A 19587-nucleotide genomic window follows, 5' to 3' on the forward strand; every position below is an offset into this window, starting at 1 on the left:
GAGATGCGGCGGGCGCTGATGGTCGCCTTCGGCAATGCGCGGCGCCAGGCCGGCCAGCCGGTCGAGCAGTGCATCCTGCGGCGACTCGTCGAAGCGGCCGCCCCAGTCGTGGCCGCGGCGGATCGACTGGTACAGCCGCAGCGCGATGTGGCGCGCCTGCTCGGCTGTCGGTGCCGGCACCTCGAACACGTTCATCCGGTTGAGGATCGGATCGGGGATCGCGCGGGCGTCGTTGGCCGTGGTGATCCAGACCACCTGGCTGGCGTCGATCGGCACCTCGGCGAACTCGTCCACGAAGGCACCGGCGGTGTCGTGCTCCAGCAGGCCGTATAGCGCGCCGAGCGGGTCGTACTGCGCGTCGGCGTTCGCCTTGTCGATCTCGTCCACCACGATCACCGGATTGGCGTAGGTGCCCTCGACCAGGGCGTCGAACACCTTGCCGGGGCGGGCGCCCTTCCACTGCGATGCCGAGCCCGACAGCAGCCAGCCGGCGGTCATCGAGCCCATCGGCACCAGGTTCATGCCGGTGCCGATCAGGTCGGCCAGATGCTGGGCGAAATGGGTCTTGCCGATGCCGGGCGGGCCGAGCAGCAGCATCGGCGTGACCTCCAGCCCGTCGCGGCTGTCCTGCGCGAGCGCGACATGGCGGCGCACGTCGTCGAGTACTTCGGTGAAGTTGGGCAGCGCATCGTAGAGGTCCACCATGTCCGGGATGCCGGCGGGCTTGACCTGGAAGCGTTCGGGGCCGCGCTCGAGCATGCGCTCGTAGGTGGTGCGCAGGCTGTCGTGCTCGCGGGCGTCTCCGCCCTGTTTCTGGAGCTTCTGCAGCCGGCGCTCCACGTCGGCGGGTTCGAAGACGCTGCGGACCTGCGCGATCGGCAGGCGGCAGGGGGCGGATGCGGGACCGAGATGCCGGGATTCCATCGACCACTCCTTGTCGTGCGTGAACAAAGGGAAGGACCGAATTCATTCCAGCACAAGCCGTGCCCGGCGTCCATCGGACGGCAGGCGCAGGAACGGTCGAAAAAAAGGGCGGTCGCCGGACTGCTCCGGCGACCGCCCTGCGGCGGGGTGCGCCGGGGCGTCAGGCGGCGGGTCTGTCGCCGGTCAGCACCTTCTGCAGTTCGCCGGATTCGTACATCTCCATCATGATGTCCGAGCCGCCGATGAACTCGCCCTTCACATAGAGCTGCGGGATCGTCGGCCACTGGCTGTATTCCTTGATGCCCTGGCGGATGCCGTCGTCCTCCAGCACGTTGACGGTCTTCACCGCCTTGGGGTCCACGCCGCAGGCCTTCAGGACCTGGATGGCGCGGCCGGAAAAACCGCACATCGGGAAGCTGGCGCTGCCCTTCATGAACAGCAGGATGTCGTGGGTTTTGACGAGGTCGTCGATGCGTTGCTGGGCGTCGCTCATGGCAGCTCCTGGGCGGTGAGGAAAGAAAAAAGAGAGGGAAAAACGGATTCGGCGGAAATTATCCGCGTGCGGGCCGCCGGCCGCCGGAACAGCGGGCGATGCCGGCCAGGTCGTGGCGGCTTTGCACGTCGAGGAAGCCGGCCCGGTCGAGCAGCGCGCGCACCGCGCCGGCCTGGTCGTAGCCGTGTTCCAGCAGCAGCCAGCCGCCGGGCGCGAGGTGCGCCGGCGCTGCGCCGACGATGCGGCGCAGGTCGTCGAGCCCGTCGGCGCCCGAGGCCAGTGCCGACAGCGGCTCGTGCACCAGCGCCGCAAGGTGCGGATCGGCAGCAGCGATGTAGGGCGGGTTGGACACGATCAGCGCATAGCCGGCGTCGCGGCCGGCGAGCCAGTCGCCGTGCAGGAAGCGCACCGGCAGCCCGAGCCGCGCGGCATTGGCCGTGGCGACGGCAAGCGCGTCCGCACTCGCATCGACCGCCTCGACCCGCCAGCCGGGCCGGGCGTGCTGGAGCGCCAGCGCGATCGCGCCGCTGCCGGTGCCGAGGTCGAGCACCCGCGGGCCGCCGGCATCGCCCGGCGGCAGGTCGTCGAGCGCCAGTGCCCAGTCGACCAGCGTTTCGGTATCCGGCCGCGGCACCAGCACCCGGGCATCGACCGCCAGCGGCAGACCGAAGAATTCCTGCCGGCCGACCAGGTAGGCGACCGGCTCGCCGGCACGGCGGCGCAGGCAGAGCGCCTCGAAGCGCCCAGCGGCTGCAGTGGGCAGCGGATCGGTGTCGTGCACCAGCAGCCAGGCGCGGCCGGCGCCGTCGTCGTGCGGGCGGTCGAGCGCGTGCAGCAGCAGCAGTTGGGCGTCGAGCCGGTCCAGCCCGAGCGTGGCGGCGGCGCGCAGGGCGCCGGCCAGTGTGGTGCTATCGAAAGAGGAGCTGCTGGCGCCCGCTGCGCCTGCGCTGGAAGCCGATTCCATGCCGAAATCCGGCATCACGCCGCGGTTTCCAGCTCGGCGAGCTGCTCGGCCTCGCGGGCCTGGCGCAGCGCGTCCAGCACCTCGCCCAGGTCGCCTTCCATCACCATCAGCAGCTTGTAGAGCGTCAGGTTGATCCGGTGGTCGGTGAGGCGCCCCTGCGGGAAGTTGTAGGTGCGGATGCGGTCGCTGCGGTCGCCGCTGCCGATCAGGCCCTTGCGCAGCGCGGCTTCCTGGGCGGCGCGCTCGCTGCGCTCTTTCTCTTGCAGGCGCGCCTGCAGCACCTGCAGCGCCTTGGCCTTGTTGGCATGCTGGCTGCGGCCGTCCTGGCATTCGGCGACCAGGCCGGTCGGCAGGTGGACCACCCGCACGGCGGAGTCGGTCTTGTTGATGTGCTGGCCGCCGGCGCCTGAGGCGCGGAAGGTGTCGATCCGCAGGTCCGCCGGGTTCAGCGTGATCGCCTGGCGCTCGTCCGGCTCGGGCATGACCGCGACGGTGCAGGCGCTGGTGTGGATGCGGCCCTGGGTCTCGGTGGCCGGCACCCGCTGCACCCGGTGGCCGCCGGACTCGAAACGCAGCGCGCCGTAGGCGCCGTCCGCCTCGACCCGCAGCACGACTTCCTTGTACCCGCCGATCTCGTTCTCGTTGGCGCTCAGGATCTCGACCTTCCAGCCCTGGCTGGCGGCATAGCGGCTGTACATGCGCGCCAGATCGCCGGCGAACAGGGCCGATTCGTCGCCGCCGGTGCCGGCGCGGATTTCCAGGAAGGCGTTGCGCACGTCGTCCGGGTCCTTCGGCAGCAGCAGGCGCTGCAATTCGTCCTCGAGCCGCGGCAGCTCGGCCTCGGCGCTGGCGATCTCGTCCTGTGCCATCTCGGCCATGTCGGGGTCGGCGAGCAGTTCGCGGGCGCTGGCCAGGTCGGCCTCGCACTGGCGGTAGCGGGCGTAGCGGCCGGCGACCTGGGTCACCTCGGCATGCTCGCGCGACAGGGTGCGGTACTGCTCCATGTCGCCCATGATGTCCTCGCGCGACAGCAGGAAGTCGAGTTCCTGCAGGCGCAGGGCGTAGCGTTCGAGCTGCTGGCGGAGAAAGGTTTTCACGCGGATTGGGGCAGGAAGAAAAACGGGAGGGGCGCACGCCGCGCGCTGCGGCAGACGGCCCGGGAAGCCGTGCCCGGCCGGGCACGGCGGCGGCGGTCGCCGCTAACGCTCGGTGCGGGGCGCGGTGCCGCGCAGGAACAGGCGCGAGACCGTCTCGGCGGTGCGCTCGCGCTGGGCGGCGTCGCCCGCATGCAGCTCGGCCATCGCGCCGTGCAGCATCTTCTGGGTCAGGCCGCGCGACAGGGCCTCGAGCACCGCGTCCACGTCCTCGCCGCGGGCCAGCATCTTGCGGGCGCGGGCGATCTCGATCGAGCGCCAGTGGTCGGCCTGGGCGTTGAGCTGGCGGATCAGCGGCACCGTGCCGGTGACCGGGTCGCGCTGCTCCAGCCACTGCACGAAGCTCTGCACGCCGGTGTCGATGATCGCCTCGGCCTGGGCGACGGCGGCCTGGCGGTGGGCCTGGCCGGTCTGCACCACGCTGGCGAGGTCGTCGACGGTGTAGAGGAAAACGTCTTCCAGGTCCTTGACCTCGGGCTCGATGTCGCGCGGCACCGCGAGGTCCACCATGAACATCGGCCGGTGCTTGCGGCTCTTCAACGCCCGCTCGACCGCACCCAGGCCGATGATCGGCAGCGAACTGGCGGTGCAGCTGACGACCGCGTCGAATTCGTGCAGCCGGGCGGGCAGGTCGGCCAGCCGCATCGGCTCGGCGCCGAAGCGCGCGGCCAGCCGCTCGCCGCGCTCGAGCGTGCGGTTGGCGATGGCAATCGCCTGGGGCTGCTTCGCGGCGAAGTGGGTGGCGGCCAGCTCGATCATTTCGCCGGCGCCGACGAACAGGATCCTGATCGCGCCCAGGTCCTCGAACAGCTGGCCGGCCAGCCGCACCGCGGCTGCGGCCATGCTGATCGAATGCGCGCCGATCTCGGTGGCGCTGCGCACTTCCTTGGCGACGGCAAAGGAGCGCTGGAACAGCTGGTTGAGGGTGGTGCCGAGCGCGCCGGCTTCCTCGGCGGCGCGTACCGCGTCCTTCATCTGGCCGAGGATCTGCGCCTCGCCGAGCACCATCGAGTCGAGCCCGCTGGCGACGCGGAAGGCATGGCGCGCGGCCGGCGCGCCGTGCAGCGTGTAGGCATGCGACTGCAGCACCGCAGGCGACACGCCGCCGGTCTGCGCCAGCCAGCCGAGCGTGTGCTCGACCGCGGCCTGGGCATGGCCGTCGGCGCCGGCGCAGTAGATCTCGGTGCGATTGCAGGTGGAGAGGATCGCCGCCTCGACCTGCGGATGGCGGCCGCCGGCGGGGCCGAAGGAGCCGCGCAGGCCCTGCAGTGTCGGGGCGATCTGGTCGAGCGCAAAGGCGAACCGGCCGCGCAGATCGAGCGGCGCGGTGTGGTGGTTGATGCCCAGGGCCCAGACAGACATCCGGCGATTATAAAATTGTGGGCTTTGTCCGACAGTGCCCGCTGGCTATCGTCGCGATTCGCCCATGCACCCCGTCGCCGCCTTCGACCACCTGCTGAACTTCGTCGCACCGGCGCTGGTGCTGGGCATGCTGGTCGCGGCCGTGTCCCGGTTCTTGACGCCCAAAACGGCTGCAGCGCCCGGCTGGACTGCGCGAGCAGCTATCAATTCCATAGTGGGGGTCGTGGTGCTCGCGGGCGGTCTGGCGGTCACCGGCCACGACGGGCGCATGGCGACCTGGGCGCTGCTGGTAGCCGCGGTCGCCACCAGCGAATGGTGCCTGCGCCGCGGCTGGAAAGCCTAGGCGCCCGGCGCGAACCGGTCCACCCGGTCGGTGATGATGCCGTCGGTGCCCAGGCCGTCGAGCCACTGCGCCGGCGCCGGATCGTTCACCGTATAGGACAGCGCCCGCAGGCCGTCGGCATGCACCGCGGCGACCGTCTCCGCCGTCCACAGCCCGAACTGGCAGACCACCGCCACGCAGCCGAGCGCCACGGCTTCCTCGCGCCAGCCGGCGCGCAGGGCGTCGAGCAGCAGGCCGCGCGGCAGGTCCGGCGCGGCGTCTCGGGCGGCGGCGAGCGCTTCCGGCTTGAACGAGGTGAGCAGCGGCGGGACGGCCGCATCGGCCCACAGCCGCGCCGCCGTCTCGGCGACGATGCGGCCGGTGCGCGCCTCGTCGCCCGGGGTCGGCTTGATCTCGATGTTCAGCAGCAGGTCGTTGCACAGGCAAAAGCGCGCGACGGCCTCCAGCGTCGGCAGCGGCTCGCCCGCGAAGCCGCGGGAATGCCAGCCGCCCGCGTCGAGCCGCGACAGCTCCGCCCAGGTACGCTCGCCGGCGGTGCCGCGGCCGTCGGTGGTGCGGTCCAGCGTGCTGTCGTGCAGCAGGAAGGGCACGCCGTCGGCGCTCAGCTTGGCGTCGCACTCGAACATGCGGTAGCCGTGCGCGGCGCCCAGGCGGAACGCGGACAGCGTGTTCTCGGGCGCCAATTTGCCGGCGCCGCGGTGGGCGATCCAGCGCGGATACGGCCAGGGGCGCGCCGTCGCCGCGGGCAGGGCGGAGGTCGTGCTCACAGGCGCTTGCCGTCCTCGGCGTTGAACCAGTGCACCCGGTCCTCGCGCGGCATCACCCGCAGCGTGGTGCCGGGTTCGGGCGCCGGGCCGCCTTCGGCCACGCGCACGATCAGCGGCTCGTCGCGCAGTCGGGTGTAGAGCAGCCGCTCGGCGCCGAGCAGCTCGGTCGTCTCGACCTGCACCGACCAACCCTCGGCGCCCACGTCCAGGTGTTCCGGCCGGATGCCGAGGATCGTGCCCGGCCGCCCGCCCGGCGCGTCCTTCAGCAGGTTCATCGGCGGCGAGCCGATGAAGCTCGCGACGAAGGTGGAGGCCGGCGTGTGGTAGACCTCCTCGGGCGTGCCGAACTGCTCCATCACGCCGCCGTTCATCACCATCATGCGTTGGGCCAGCGTCATCGCCTCGACCTGGTCGTGGGTGACGAACAGACTGGTGATGCCGAGTTCGCGGTGCAGCTTCTGGATCTCCAGCCGGGTCTGCGCGCGCAGCTTGGCGTCGAGATTGGACAGCGGTTCGTCGAACAGGAACACCTGCGGCTGCCGCACGATCGCGCGGCCCATCGCGACCCGCTGGCGCTGGCCGCCCGACAGCTCGCGCGGCTTGCGCTCCAGCAGTTGGCCCAGTTCGAGGATCTTTGCGGCCTTGTCCACCCGCGTCTTGATCTCGTCCTTCGGCACGCCCTGGATGCGCAGGCCGTAGGCCATGTTGTCGAAGTTGGTCATGTGCGGGTAGAGCGCGTAGTTCTGGAACACCATCGCGATGTCCCGCTGCGCCGGCTCGACGTCGTTGACCACCCGGCCGCCGATGGCGATCTCGCCCTCGCTCACTTCCTCCAGCCCCGCGACCATGCGCAGCAGCGTGGACTTGCCGCAGCCCGACGGCCCGACGATGACGACGAATTCGCCGTCGTGGATATCGGCGCTCACGCCGTGGATGACCTGGTTGGCCTTGGCGCCCTTGCCGTAGCGCTTGATGATGTTGCGAAGGGAGATGCCGGACATGGTGGAAAGCGTATGCGGAGAGTGGAGGGGTGGCGGGGAGGGCACCGCGGATCCGGCTCCGCCGGTCCGCCGGTGCCGCCCCTGGAAGGGGGAGGCGGCTACACGCAGTGAGCAAGCAACGGGGTCGAACTCATTTTTCTGTGTCGACCAGGCCCTTGACGAACCAGCGCTGCATCAGCATCACGACGATCGCCGGCGGAATCATGGCCAGGACGGCGGTGGCCATCACCAGGTTCCAGTCCACGGCGGCGTCGCCGCTGGCGATCATCCGCTTGATGCCGATCACCACCGGGTACATGTCCTCGGTGGTGGTCGCCAATAGCGGCCAAAGGTACTGGTTCCAGCCGTAGATGAACTGGATCACGAACAGCGCGGCGATCGAGGTCTGCGACAGCGGCACCAGCACGTCCTTGAAGAAGCGCATCGGCCCGGCGCCGTCGATGCGCGCGGCCTCCACCAGCTCGTCCGGCACCGACATGAAGAACTGCCGGAACAGGAAGGTCGCGGTGGCCGACGCGATCAGCGGCACCGTGAGGCCCGCATAGGTGTTGAGCATGTTCAGGTCCGCCAGGACCTTGTAGGTGGGCAGGATGCGCACCTCCACCGGCAGCATCAGCGTCACGAAGATCATCCAGAAGACGATCTTCTTGAACGGGAAGCGGAAGTACACGATGGCGAACGCCGACAGCAGCGAGATCGCGATCTTGCCGAGCGCGATCACCATGGCGGTGACGAAGCTGATCCACATCATGCGGCCGACCACCACGCGCGCGCCCTGGGTGTCGGCGCCGGTGAGGGCCGCGGTGTAGTTCTCGATCATGTGGGCGCCGGGCGTGATCGGCATCGGCACCTGCAGGATCTCGTCGCGCGTGTGGGTGGAGGCGACGAACGCCAGGTAGATCGGGAACACGACGATCGCGATGCCGAGCAGCAGCACGACATGCGACAGGATGGTGAGACCGGGGCGACGTTCAACCATGGCGCACCTCCGTGTGAATCAAATATCCGATGGCCGCCGAGCAGACCATTCCAGCGACGCCCGCGGAACGGGCTCTGCCAGGCCGCCGGGCGTGCCCCCGCGAGGGGGTAGGCGAAGCGACACGAAGTGCGCGAAGACTGGGGGAGGTACGCATCAGTACTGGACTTTCTTCTCGACGTAGCGGAACTGGATCACCGTGAGCACCACGACGATCACCATCAGCACCACCGACTGTGCGGCCGACCCGCCCAGGTCCAGCGCCTTGAAGCCGTCGTGCCAGACCTTGTAGACCAGGATCGAGGTGTCGCGGCCGGGGCCGCCTTCGGTGGTGGCATGCACGATCGCGAAGGTGTCGAAGAACGCATACACCACGTTGATCACCAGCAGGAAGAAGGTGGTCGGCGACAGCAGCGGGAACTGGATGGAGAGGAACCGGCGCAGCGGCCCGGCGCCGTCGATCGAGGCGGCCTCGATCAGTGCCTTCGGGATCGACTGCAGGCCGGCCAGGAAGAACAGGAAGTTGTACGAGATCTGCTTCCACACCGCCGCGACCACGATCAGCGCGAGTGCCTGGTTGGAGTTGAGCAGGTGGTTCCAGTCGAAGCCGATCTTGCGCAGGCCGTAGGCCACCACGCCGATGCTCGGGGAGAACATGAATACCCAGAGCACGCCCGCGATCGCCGGCGCCACCGCGTAGGGAATGATCAGGAAGGTCTTGTAGAACAGGCTGCCGCGCAGGATGCGGTCCGCGAAGATGGCGAGCACCAGCGACAGCGCGATGCCGCTGCCCGCGACGAGCACCGAGAACAGCGCCGTCACCTTGAAGGATTCGATGTAGGCCGGGTCCTCGAACAGCGTCCTGAAGTTCTCCAGGCCGACGAAGGTCACCGAGGTGCCGAAGGCGTCTTCCGACTGCAGCGACTGCAGGATGGCCTGGCTCGCCGGCCAGAAGAAGAACACCAGGATCACCGCCATCTGCGGCGCGATCAGCACCCAGGGCAGCCAGCGGGATCGGAAGAGGACACGTTTTTCCATGGGGTCCTTGAAAACGGAAAACCCGCCGGCGGTTCAGCGCGGCGGGAGGTGGGGGCTCTGGCGGCGTCGTCCGGACGTCGTCCCCGCACCGGGCAGGGACTGTCGCGGACGACGATGCGGGACGCCGTCAGCCCTTGTTGGCGCGCTGGAAGCGCTCGAGCTGCTCGTTGCCGCGCTTGACCGCGGCGTCCAGCGCTTCCTTCGCGTTGCGCTTGCCGCTCCAGATCTGTTCGGTTTCCTCGTCGACGATGGTGCGGATCTGCACGAAGTTGCCGAGGCGGATGCCGCGCGACTTGTCGGTCGTCTTGCGGATCATCTGCGTCACCGCCACGTCGGTGCCCGGGTTCTTCTCGTAGAAGCCGGAGGCTTCGGTCAGCTTGTAGGCCGCGGTGGTGAGCGGCAGGTAGCCGGTGCGCTTGTGGCTCTCGGACTGGACCTTGGTGTCCGACAGGTAATTGAAGAAGCTGGCCACGCCCTTGTACTTCTCGGGCGTCTTGCCGGACATCACCCACAGGCTGGCGCCGCCGATCACGGTGTTCTGCGGCGCACCCTTCACGTCGGGGTAGTAGGGCAGGGCGGAGATGCCGTACTTGAACTTCGCATCCTTGGCGACACGGGCGTACAGGCCGGAGGAGCCGGTCATCATCGCGCACTCGCCCGACGGGAAGGCGGCGTCCGCGGTGTTGTTGCGGCCCTTGTAGACGAAGGTGCCCTCCTTGGCCATCTTCGCCAGGTTCTCGAAATGCTTGACGTGCAGCGGCGAGTTGAAGGCCAGGCGCGCCTGGGTGCCGCCGAAGCCGTTGTTCTCGGTCGCGTACAGCGTGTTGTGCCAGGTCGAGAAGCTCTCGAGCTGCGTCCAGCTCATCCAGCTGGTGGTGTAGGGGCACTTGTGGCCGCTCGCCTTGAGCTTGTCGGCCGCGGCCATGACCTCGGGCCAGGTCGTCGGCGCCTTCTCGGGGTCCAGGCCGGCTGCCTTGAAAGCGTCCTTGTTGTAATAGAAGATGGTCGTCGAGCTGTTGAACGGGAAGCTCAGCATCTGGCCGTTCGGGGCGGTGTAGTAGCCGGCAACAGCGGGGATGTAGACGCTCGGGTCGAACTTGGCGCCGCCGGTGGTCATGACTTCGGCGACCGGCTTGATCACGCCCTTCGACGCCATCATGGTCGCGGTGCCGACCTCGAACACCTGCAGCACGTCGGGTGCGTTGCCGGCGCGGAAGGCCGCGACCGCGGCTGTCATCGATTCGTCATACTGGCCCTTGTAGGTGGGCACGACCTTGTAGTCCTTCTGGCTGTCGTTGTACTGCCGGGCCAGGTCGTTGACCCATTCGCCGAGCGGGCCGCTCATCGAGTGCCACCACTGGATCTCGGTCTGGGCCTGGGCCGATGTGGCCGCCAGGGCGGCGAACGCCGCGGCTGCGGCGATGCGCGTGAAAGTCATGAAAGCTCCTGAAGGGGAAAACGGTGCGCGCAGCGTGGCGACCGTCGGTGACACTGATATGTCATTTTGATGGCAGTGCCGCCCCGGGCGTCTTGGGGAAACCCTGCATCGCGGGCGCGAGTCTGTCCGCCGCGTGACACGGGTGCAGGCACTCACGACGAAGCCCCTGCACGGTCGAGGGCAGCCCGGCTGAGAAGGCCGCTTGCTGCAATGCACCATGCTAGGATCGTCGCCCCCTTTTCCCCAGATGCCGGGCGCTCCGCCGTCCGCGTGCGCCATGAGCAAGACTTCCCTGGACAAAAGCAAGATCAAGTTCCTGTTGCTCGAGGGCATCCATGCGTCCGCCAGCGAGGTCCTGCGCCGGGCCGGCTATTCGCAGATCGAGACCCTGCCCAAGGCGCTGCAGGGCGAGGAACTGAAGGCCAAGCTGGCCGACGTGCATTTCCTCGGCATCCGCTCGCAGACCCAGCTGACCGCCGACGTGCTGGCCCATGCGCCGAAGCTGGTCGCGGTGGGTTGCTTCTGCATCGGCACCAACCAGGTCGACCTGAACGCAGCCCGCGAACGCGGCGTGGCCGTCTTCAACGCGCCGTATTCCAATACCCGGTCTGTCGCCGAACTGGTGCTGGCCGAGGCGATCCTGCTGTTGCGCGGCATCCCCGAGAAGAATGCGCTGGCGCACCGCGGCGGCTGGCTGAAGTCGGCGATCGATTCCTATGAGATCCGCGGCAAGACGCTCGGCATCGTCGGCTACGGCTCGATCGGCACCCAGCTGTCGGTGCTGGCCGAGGCGCTCGGCATGAAGGTCGCCTTCTACGACGTGGTCACCAAGCTGCCGCTGGGCAATGCCCGCCAGGTGCATTCGCTGACCGAACTGATGGCCCAGAGCGACATCGTCACGCTGCACGTCCCCGAGACGCCCGCGACCCAGTGGATGATCGGCGAGGCCGAGATCGCGGCGATGAAGCAGGGCGGCATCCTGATCAACGCGTCGCGCGGCACCGTGGTGCGGATCGAGGCGCTGGCCGAGGCGATACGCGCGAAGAAGCTGCTCGGCGCGGCGATCGACGTGTTCCCGGTCGAGCCGGGCAGCAACAAGGAGTCGTTCTCCTCGCCGCTGCAGGGTCTGGACAACGTGATCCTCACGCCGCATGTCGGCGGCTCGACGATGGAGGCGCAGGCCAATATCGGCCTGGAAGTGGCCGAGAAGCTGGTGAAGTACAGCGACAACGGCACCTCGACCTCGTCGGTCAACTTCCCCGAGGTCGCGTTGCCGGCCCATGCTGGCAAGCACCGGCTGCTGCACATCCACCGCAACGTGCCGGGCGTGCTGTCGCAGATCAACAAGATCTTCTCGGACCACCAGATCAACATCGCCGCGCAGTACCTGCAGACCAGCGACACGGTCGGCTATGTCGTGATCGACGTGGACGCGGCGTCGTCGGAGCGGGCGCAGGCGATGCTGGCCGAGGTGCCCGGCACAATCCGCAGCCGCGTGCTGTTCTGACGACCCGCCGCGCCGGCACGGCCAGCGGCCGGGCGGATGCGGAGGGGTCCGCGTAAAATCCCCCTCCCGCGGCACCCGCACGGGTCCGCGTCCCCACCAGGACCCCCGATGAATGCTCCCACCGCCCTGGCGGCGCTGATCGCGCAGGCCGAAGGGCCCGCGCGGCTGCGCGAAATCCCCTACAACTACACCTCGTTCTCCGACCGCGAGATCGTCCTGCGGCTGCTCGGCGACCGCGCTTGGGACATGCTGCAGCAGCTGCGCGGCGAACGCCAGACCGGCCGCTCCGCCCGCATGCTCTACGAGGTGCTCGGCGACATCTGGGTGGTGCAGCGCAACCCCTACCTGCAGGACGACCTGCTGGACAACCCGAAGCGCCGCCGCCAGCTGGCCGACGCGCTGCGCCACCGCCTGGCCGAAGTCGGCCGTCGACGTACCCCTGCGGACGACGCCCGGCGCGACGCGGTGGTGGCCGAGCTGCTCGGGCTGGTCGAAAGCGCGATCGCCGCCTTCTCCGACGGCTTCGAGCGCACCGCCGCGCTGCGCCGCGAGACCCAGCGCACGCTGGGCCGGCTGACCGCGAAGGACAACATCAAGTTCGACGGCCTGTCGCGGGTGGCGCACGTCACCGACGCCACCGACTGGCGGGTCGAATACCCGTTCGTCGTGCTGACGCCCGACACCGAGGCCGAGATGGCCGGCCTGGTCAAGGGCTGCATCGAGCTCGGCCTGACGATCATCCCGCGCGGCGGCGGAACCGGCTACACCGGCGGCGCGATCCCGCTCACCTGGAAGAGCGCGGTGATCAACACCGAGAAGCTCGAACAGATGACCGAGGTCGAGCTGGTCGCGCTGCCCGGCCTGGACCAGCCGGTGCCGACGATCTGGACCGGTGCCGGCGTCGTCACCCAGCGGGTGTCCGATGCGGCCGAGCGCGCCGGCTACGTGTTCGCGGTGGACCCGACCTCGGCCGAGGCGTCGTGCGTCGGCGGCAACATCGCGATGAACGCGGGCGGCAAGAAGGCGGTGCTCTGGGGTACGGCGCTCGACAACCTCGCCTCCTGGCGCATGGTGACGCCCGAGGCGCAGTGGCTGGAGGTGGTCCGCATCGGCCACAACCTTGGCAAGATCCACGACGCCGAGATGGCGAGCTTCGAGCTGCGCTACTTCGAGGCCGACGGCAAGACACCGATCCGCACGGAACGGCTCGACATCGCCGGCAAGACCTTCCGCAAGGAAGGCCTCGGCAAGGACGTGACCGACAAGTTCCTCTCGGGCCTGCCGGGCATCCAGAAGGAAGGCTGCGACGGCCTGATCACCAGCGGCCGCTGGATCGTGCACCGCATGCCGCCGCACACCCGCACCGTCTGCCTCGAATTCTTCGGCAACGCCAAGGACGCGGTGCCGAGCATCGTCGAGATCAAGGACTTCATGTTCGCCGAGCAGAAGCGCTCGGGCGTGCTGCTGGCCGGCCTGGAGCACCTGGACGATCGGTACCTGAAGGCGGTCGGCTACGCGACCAAGTCGAAGACCCATGCGGGTCTGCCGAAGATGGTGCTGTTCGGCGACATCAGCGGCGACGACGCCGACGCGGTGGCGCGGGTGACTAGCGAAGTGGTGCGCATCGCCAATTCGCGCAGCGGCGAAGGCTTCGTCGCGATCAGCCCCGAGGCGCGCAAGAAGTTCTGGCTCGACCGCAAGCGCACCGCCGCGATCAGCCGCCACACGAACGCCTTCAAGATCAACGAGGACGTGGTGATCCCGCTGCCGCGGATGGCCGAGTACACCGACGGCATCGAGCGGATCAACATCGAGCTCAGCTTGCGCAACAAGCTGGCGCTGTGCGACGCGCTGGAGGCGTTCTTCGCCCGCGGCAATCTGCCGCTCGGCAAGAGCGACGATGCGCACGACATCCCGTCGGCCGAGCTGCTGGAGGATCGCGTCGCCCGTGCGCTCGCGCTGCTGCAGGGCGTGCGCGCCCAATGGGCCGGCTGGCTGGAGCAAGCCGACGTGCTGTTCCCCCAGCTGCAGGACCACACGCTGCGCGCCAGCTGGAAGACGCAGATCCGCCAGCCGCTGCAGAAGATCTTCGGCGGCCCGGAATTCGCGCCGCTGCTGGTCGAGGTGGACGCGATCCACCAGAAGGTGCTCAAGGGCCGGGTCTGGGTCGCGCTGCACATGCATGCCGGCGACGGCAATGTGCACACCAACATCCCGGTCAACAGCGACGACTACGACATGCTGCAGACCGCCCACGAGGCGGTGGCGCGGATCATGGTGCTGGCGCGCAGCCTGGACGGCGTGATCTCCGGCGAGCACGGCATCGGCATCACCAAGCTGGAATTCCTGACCGACGAGGAACTGGCGCCATTCGCGGACTACAAGCGCCGGGTCGATCCGCACGGCCGCTTCAACAAGGGCAAGCTGCTACGAAATCAGGAGCGTGCCGCGCAGGCGGGACGGGCGCCGGAGCCCGAAAACCTTCGCAATCCGGCCGACGCGGTGCGCCATGCCGACCTGACCCATGCCTACACGCCGAGCTTCGGCCTGATGGGGCATGAATCGCTGATCATGCAGCAGAGCGACATCGGCGCGATCGCCGATTCGGTCAAGGACTGCCTGCGCTGCGGCAAGTGCAAGCCGGTCTGCGCGACCCACGTGCCGCGCGCCAACCTGCTCTACAGCCCGCGCAACAAGATCCTGGCGACCTCGCTGCTGGTGGAAGCTTTTCTGTACGAGGAGCAGACCCGCCGCGGCGTGAGCATCAAGCACTGGCAGGAGTTCGAAGACGTGGCCGACCACTGCACCGTCTGCCACAAGTGCTATACGCCGTGCCCGGTGAAGATCGACTTCGGCGACGTGTCGATGAACATGCGCAACCTGCTGCGCAAGATGGGCCAGAAGAGCTTCCGCCCGGGCAACGCGGCGGCGATGTTCTTCCTCAACGCCACCCAGCCCGAGACGATCAAGCTGATGCGCGGCGCGATGGTGGGCGTCGGCTTCAAGGCGCAGCGGGCGGCGAACAAGCTGCTCGGCGGCCTGGCGCGCCACCAGACCGCGCATCCGCCGGCCACGGTCGGCACGGCGCCGGTGCGCGAGCAGGTGATCCACTTCGTCAACAAGAAGATGCCGGGCGGACTGCCGAAGAAGACGGCGCGCGCGCTGCTCGACATCGAGGATCGCGACTACGTTCCGATCATCCGCGACCCGCAGGCCACCAGCACCCACAGCGAGGCGGTCTTCTACTTCCCCGGCTGCGGCTCCGAGCGGCTGTTCAGTCAGGTGGGCCTCGCGACGCAGGCGATGCTCTGGCATGCCGGCGTGCAGACAGTGCTGCCGCCGGGCTACCTGTGCTGCGGCTATCCGCAGAAGGGCAGCGGCCAGTTCGACGCGGCCGACAAGATCATCACCGACAACCGGGTGCTGTTCCACCGGGTCGCCAACACGCTCAACTACCTCGACATCAAGACGGTGGTGGTGAGCTGCGGTACCTGCTACGACCAGCTGCAGGGCTACGAATTCGACAAGATCTTCCCGGGCTGCCGGATCATCGACATCCACGAGTTCCTGCTGGAGAAGGGCATCGCGCTCGACGCGGGCGGTGCCTACCTCTACCACGACCCCTGCCACACGCCGATGAAGCTGCAGGAGCCGATGAAGACGGTCAAGGCGCTGGTCGGCGACCAGGTGCTGAAGAGCGACCGCTGCTGCGGCGAATCCGGCACCCTGGGCGTGACCCGGCCGGACATCTCCACCCAGGTCCGCTTCCGCAAGGAAGAGGAGCTGAAGAAGAACGAGGCCGCCCTGCGCACCCAGGCCGCGCTGCCGGCAGGCGCCGACGTGAAGATCCTCACCAGCTGCCCGAGCTGCCTGCAGGGCCTGAAGCGCTACGGCGACGACCTGAACAACGGCCTGCTGGAAGCCGACTACATCGTGGTCGAGATGGCGCGCAAGATCCTCGGCGAGGACTGGATGCCGCGCTACGTGGCCGCGGCCAACAGCGGCGGCATCGAGCGGGTGCTGGTGTGAACGCCGTGCCGCCCCGCGCCTGCGTGCTGTGCACCACCGCCGGCGGCACGCCGGTCTGGCAGGGCGCGCGGCTGCGGGTGATCCGCGCCGACGAGCCCGGCTTCCCGGGGTTCTACCGTGTGGTCTGGCAGGACCACGTCGCCGAGTTCTCCGACCTCGCGCTGGCCGACCGGCTGCACTGCATGGAGGCGGTCGCGCTGGTCGAGCGGGTGGTGATCGAACGGCTCGCGCCCACCAAGGTGAACCTGGCCGCACTCGGCAACATGGTGCCGCACTTGCACTGGCACGTCGTCGCGCGCTATGCCGAGGACAGCCGCTTTCCCGCGCCGCTCTGGGCGCTGGAGCAGCGCCCGCGCGATGCGGCGCACGAAGCCGCGGTCGCGGCACGGCTGCCGGACACCGACGCCGAGATCGCACGCCGCTGCCAGGCCGCCTTCGGCGAGACATGATGGCAGCTTCATCGACTTTCGAACCGGGATCTTCCGCATGGCCGGCCTGACACCGGGCGCCCCGACGCCCACCGCCCTCACGCTGCACGGCCGCTCGCGGGTGCTGGAGATCGCGTTTTCCGATGGCGCGTCCTTCCGCATTCCGTTCGAACTGATGCGGGTGTGTTCCCCGTCGGCCGAGGTGCAGGGCCACGGGCCGGGCCAGGAGACGCTGCAGACCGGCAAGCGCGCGGTCGGCGTGGTGGCGCTGGAGCCGGTCGGGCACTACGGCGTCAAGCCGGTCTTCTCCGACGGCCACGACACCGGCATCTACACCTGGGACTATCTGTACGACCTCGGCGCCCGGCAGGACCATCACTGGGCCGACTACGAAGCCCGGCTGGCCGCCGCCGGCCGCGACCGCGATGCGCCGATGCCTGAGCGCGGCGCGCCGGCCTGCGGCAGCCACTGAGAGCGTGGCTGCGCTGCACCGGCGGTGCAGGTCGTGTCGGACGGCGCGCCATCGCTCGGGAAACTTTTGCTACCAATTAAGTAGCAATAAATGTAGGCGGATCGGGCGCTGCAGGCTGCTATCTATTTGATTGCAGCGCCCGCTAATCCCTGTCGTGGCCGCAGGACTCTCGCGGCGCCAGGGGGCGCAGCCCCTAGCATCGTGGGCATGAGTACCACCCACTTCGGATTCCAGTCGGTCGACGAGAAGGACAAGGCGCGCCGCGTGCGCGGCGTGTTCGATTCGGTGGCACCCAAGTACGACCTGATGAACGACCTGATGTCGGCCGGCCTGCACCGTGCATGGAAGGCCTACACCGTGATGGTGGCCGACGTGCGCCCGGGCTACCAGGTGCTCGACATCGCCGGCGGCACCGGCGATCTCGCGATGGCCTTCGCCAAGAAGGCGGGCGCCAGCGGCCGGGTGGTCCACACCGACATCAACGCCGCGATGCTTTCCACCGGCCGCGACCGCCTGCTCGATGCCGGCGTGGTGCTGCCCACCGCCGTCTGCGATGCCGAGCAGCTGCCGTTCCCCGACAACCATTTCGATGTGGTCAGCGTCGCCTTCGGCCTGCGCAACATGACCCACAAGGACGTCGCACTGCGCGAGATGGCCCGCGTGCTCAAGCCGCGCGGCAAGCTGCTGGTGCTCGAGTTCTCGAAGGTCGCCAAGCCGCTGGAAAAAGCCTACGACTGGTATTCGTTCAAGGTCCTGCCCGCACTCGGCAAGTTCGTGGCCGGCGACGATGCGAGCTACCGCTACCTGGCCGAATCGATCCGCATGCATCCGGACCAGCACACGCTCAAGGCGCTGATGCAGCAGAGCGGCTTCGGCCATGTGGACTACCACAACCTCACGGGCGGCGTGGCCGCCCTGCATGTCGGCATCAAGTGTTGAAACCGTCCTCCGGCCCCATCTCTATAAAAGGAGCAACGTCATGATGAAACTCTGGTCTGCCGTACTGGTCGGCATCCTGCTGCTCGGCAGCTTCGACGCCGAGGCCGCGCGCCGGCTCGGCGGCGGCGGCTCGATGGGCCGCCAGTCCTCCAACGTCACCCAGCGCCAGGCGACCCCGCCGCCGGCCGCGCCCGCCGGCGCACCGCAGAACAATGCCGCCGCGCGCCCCGGTGCGCAGCAGAATGCGGCACCGGCTGCCGGCGCCGCGGCCCAGCAGCCGGCCCGCAGCCGCTGGGGCGGCATGCTCGGCGGCCTGGCGGCCGGCCTGGGCCTGGCGTGGCTCGCCCATTCGCTCGGCTTCGGCGAGGCCTTCGGCCAGGTGTTGATGTTCATCCTGCTCGCGATGGTGGTGCTGGGCATCGTCGGCTTCATCATGCGCCGGCGCAGCCAGCAGTCGGCGTCCGCCGGCGGCAACTCGCCGTTCGCGTTCCAGGGCGCGGGCAGCGGCGCACCGGTGGCCGACGTGCCGCGCAGCTACAACCCGGCGAAGGTCGGCAACGATGCGTCGGCCCGTCCGTGGGAGAACAGCGCCACGGCCTTCGACGCCCGCCCGGCCGAGGGCGGTGCTGTCGGCGGCGGTTCGATCATCGGCTCCGCCCTGGGCGGCGCGACGGCGGCTGCCGGTACCGGCGCCCTCGCCGGCACCCAGTCTTGGGGCGTACCTGCCGGCTTCGACACCGAAGGCTTCCTGGTCGCCGCCAAGCGCAACTTCGTCACGCTGCAGGACGCCTGGGACCGCTCCGACCTGGCCACACTGCGCTCGATGATGACCGACAGCATGGTCGGCGAGATCCGCAGCCAGCTCGCCGAGCGCGAGAGCCACTCCGGCGGCAAGCCGAACAAGACCGACGTGGTCATGCTCGACGCCCAGCTGCTGGGTATCGAGGAGGACATGGACGGGTACCTGGCGAGCGTCGAGTTCTCCGGCATGATCCGCGAGGAACCCTCGGCCGGCCCGAGCCCGTTCCGCGAAGTGTGGAACATGGCCAAGCCGAAGGACGGCCGGTCCGGCTGGCTGGTGGCGGGCGTCCAGGCGCTGCAGTAAGCCGTCGAACCGGCGGTTCGCCGCCGGTTACCGGTCCGCACCGGCGTGCGGACCTTTCCATGAATAATCGGGGACTATGGTCACACCACAGTCCCCTTTTTCGTTCCTGAACGGCTTCATGGACCGGCTCGGCAGCCTGCAGCCGCCGCAGTGGCTGGTCGACGAGTTACAGCACCGCGCCGTGCTGTTCCTCAACCATGTGCTGCAGCAGGAGCCCGAGGCCACCGCGCGGCTGGCCCGGCAGAAGGGGCGCGTGGCGCTGGTGCAGTGGCGCCAGTTCTCGCTGCGGCTGCTGATCACGCCGGCGGGCCTGCTCGACCGGGCCGCGCCGGGAGCGCCCGCCGACCTCACGCTCACCGTGACCGACGAATCGCCGCTGTCGCTCGCCCAGGCCGCGATGCGCGGCACCAAGCCGGCCGTGCGCATCGAAGGCGATGTGCAATTGGCCGCCGAGATCAACTGGCTGGTCGACAACGTCCGCTGGGACGTCGAGGAAGACCTGTCGCGCCTGATCGGCGACGTGCCGGCGCACCGCATCGGGCAGGTGGCCCGCAAGGTCGCACAGTCGCTGCGGCAGTTCGTCGCCCAGCGCGGCGGCGCGTCCGCCGCCGGAGCCTCCGCGCCGCCGCCGCCTGCGGGCGGCTGAT

Annotated in this window: 18 protein-coding genes; 8 read left to right on the forward strand and 10 right to left on the reverse strand. The window is 69.0% G+C overall.

The window, feature by feature from the left end; all coding sequences use genetic code 11:
* From QZ500_RS15965 to hemA, 5 genes are all read right to left on the reverse strand, one after another.
* On the reverse strand, nucleotides 1-924 hold a 924-nt coding region (locus tag QZ500_RS15965), incomplete at its 3' end, for an AAA family ATPase (protein ID WP_295856481.1).
* Nucleotides 925-1084: 160 nt separating this feature from the next.
* Nucleotides 1085-1417, reverse strand: a complete 333-nt coding sequence (grxD, locus tag QZ500_RS15970) for a Grx4 family monothiol glutaredoxin (protein WP_295856482.1) — start codon at nucleotides 1415-1417, stop codon at nucleotides 1085-1087.
* A gap of 58 nt (nucleotides 1418-1475) precedes the next feature.
* On the reverse strand, nucleotides 1476-2381 hold the full coding sequence (gene prmC, locus QZ500_RS15975; protein ID WP_295856484.1) for a peptide chain release factor N(5)-glutamine methyltransferase: 906 nt from the start codon (nucleotides 2379-2381) through the stop codon (nucleotides 1476-1478).
* A 14-nt stretch (nucleotides 2382-2395) separates the two neighbouring features.
* The gene (prfA, locus tag QZ500_RS15980) at nucleotides 2396-3478 is read right to left on the reverse strand and encodes a peptide chain release factor 1 (RefSeq protein WP_295856486.1); all 1083 of its coding nucleotides are present in this window, start codon (nucleotides 3476-3478) and stop codon (nucleotides 2396-2398) included.
* A gap of 102 nt (nucleotides 3479-3580) precedes the next feature.
* Nucleotides 3581-4897: a glutamyl-tRNA reductase gene (gene hemA, locus QZ500_RS15985; protein WP_295856488.1), complete on the reverse strand. Its 1317-nt coding sequence runs from the start codon at nucleotides 4895-4897 to the stop codon at nucleotides 3581-3583.
* Between the two features lie 64 nt (nucleotides 4898-4961).
* Here hemA and QZ500_RS15990 point away from each other — a divergent pair, with 64 nt between their 5' ends.
* Nucleotides 4962-5240, forward strand: coding sequence for a hypothetical protein (locus tag QZ500_RS15990; RefSeq protein WP_295856490.1), 279 nt, complete (start codon nucleotides 4962-4964; stop codon nucleotides 5238-5240).
* On the opposite strand, the gene ugpQ is transcribed toward QZ500_RS15990, so the two are convergent.
* The 5 genes from ugpQ to ugpB form a co-directional block, all read right to left on the reverse strand.
* Complete coding sequence (gene ugpQ, locus QZ500_RS15995) at nucleotides 5237-6007, reverse strand: glycerophosphodiester phosphodiesterase (protein ID WP_295856492.1); 771 nt, start codon at nucleotides 6005-6007, stop codon at nucleotides 5237-5239. The two genes, QZ500_RS15990 and ugpQ, sit on opposite strands and share 4 nt — an antisense overlap.
* Nucleotides 6004-7008, reverse strand: coding sequence for a sn-glycerol-3-phosphate ABC transporter ATP-binding protein UgpC (gene ugpC / locus QZ500_RS16000; RefSeq protein ID WP_295856494.1), 1005 nt, complete (start codon nucleotides 7006-7008; stop codon nucleotides 6004-6006). Before ugpC ends, ugpQ begins: the two co-directional genes overlap by 4 nt.
* 130 nt (nucleotides 7009-7138) lie before the next feature.
* The gene (gene ugpE, locus QZ500_RS16005) at nucleotides 7139-7987 is read right to left on the reverse strand and encodes a sn-glycerol-3-phosphate ABC transporter permease UgpE (RefSeq protein ID WP_295856495.1); all 849 of its coding nucleotides are present in this window, start codon (nucleotides 7985-7987) and stop codon (nucleotides 7139-7141) included.
* Nucleotides 7988-8140: 153 nt separating this feature from the next.
* Complete coding sequence (gene ugpA, locus QZ500_RS16010; RefSeq protein WP_295856496.1) at nucleotides 8141-9022, reverse strand: sn-glycerol-3-phosphate ABC transporter permease UgpA; 882 nt, start codon at nucleotides 9020-9022, stop codon at nucleotides 8141-8143.
* A gap of 127 nt (nucleotides 9023-9149) precedes the next feature.
* The gene (ugpB, locus tag QZ500_RS16015) at nucleotides 9150-10460 is read right to left on the reverse strand and encodes a sn-glycerol-3-phosphate ABC transporter substrate-binding protein UgpB (RefSeq protein WP_295856497.1); all 1311 of its coding nucleotides are present in this window, start codon (nucleotides 10458-10460) and stop codon (nucleotides 9150-9152) included.
* Between the two features lie 277 nt (nucleotides 10461-10737).
* Between ugpB and serA the strand changes: the two genes are divergently transcribed.
* From serA to QZ500_RS16050, 7 genes are all read left to right on the forward strand, one after another.
* Nucleotides 10738-11967: a phosphoglycerate dehydrogenase gene (serA, locus tag QZ500_RS16020; protein WP_295856499.1), complete on the forward strand. Its 1230-nt coding sequence runs from the start codon at nucleotides 10738-10740 to the stop codon at nucleotides 11965-11967.
* A gap of 108 nt (nucleotides 11968-12075) precedes the next feature.
* On the forward strand, nucleotides 12076-15996 hold the full coding sequence (locus QZ500_RS16025; RefSeq protein ID WP_295856500.1) for an FAD/FMN-binding oxidoreductase: 3921 nt from the start codon (nucleotides 12076-12078) through the stop codon (nucleotides 15994-15996).
* Between the two features lie 5 nt (nucleotides 15997-16001).
* On the forward strand, nucleotides 16002-16445 hold the full coding sequence (locus QZ500_RS16030; RefSeq protein WP_295856502.1) for an HIT family protein: 444 nt from the start codon (nucleotides 16002-16004) through the stop codon (nucleotides 16443-16445).
* A gap of 37 nt (nucleotides 16446-16482) precedes the next feature.
* A complete protein-coding gene (locus tag QZ500_RS16035; protein ID WP_295856503.1) occupies nucleotides 16483-16896 on the forward strand; it encodes a DUF971 domain-containing protein in 414 nt (137 codons plus the stop codon).
* 207 nt (nucleotides 16897-17103) lie between these two features.
* Nucleotides 17104-17835: a bifunctional demethylmenaquinone methyltransferase/2-methoxy-6-polyprenyl-1,4-benzoquinol methylase UbiE gene (gene ubiE / locus QZ500_RS16040; RefSeq protein WP_295856505.1), complete on the forward strand. Its 732-nt coding sequence runs from the start codon at nucleotides 17104-17106 to the stop codon at nucleotides 17833-17835.
* Nucleotides 17836-17875: 40 nt separating this feature from the next.
* Nucleotides 17876-18940, forward strand: a complete 1065-nt coding sequence (locus tag QZ500_RS16045) for a TIM44-like domain-containing protein (protein WP_295856507.1) — start codon at nucleotides 17876-17878, stop codon at nucleotides 18938-18940.
* A 76-nt stretch (nucleotides 18941-19016) separates the two neighbouring features.
* On the forward strand, nucleotides 19017-19586 hold the full coding sequence (locus QZ500_RS16050; protein WP_295856509.1) for an SCP2 sterol-binding domain-containing protein: 570 nt from the start codon (nucleotides 19017-19019) through the stop codon (nucleotides 19584-19586).
* Nucleotide 19587 lies beyond the last annotated feature (1 nt).

The sequence above is a fragment of the uncultured Xylophilus sp. genome, from assembly GCA_913776965.1.
Taxonomy (GTDB): Bacteria; Pseudomonadota; Gammaproteobacteria; order Burkholderiales; family Burkholderiaceae_C; genus Xylophilus.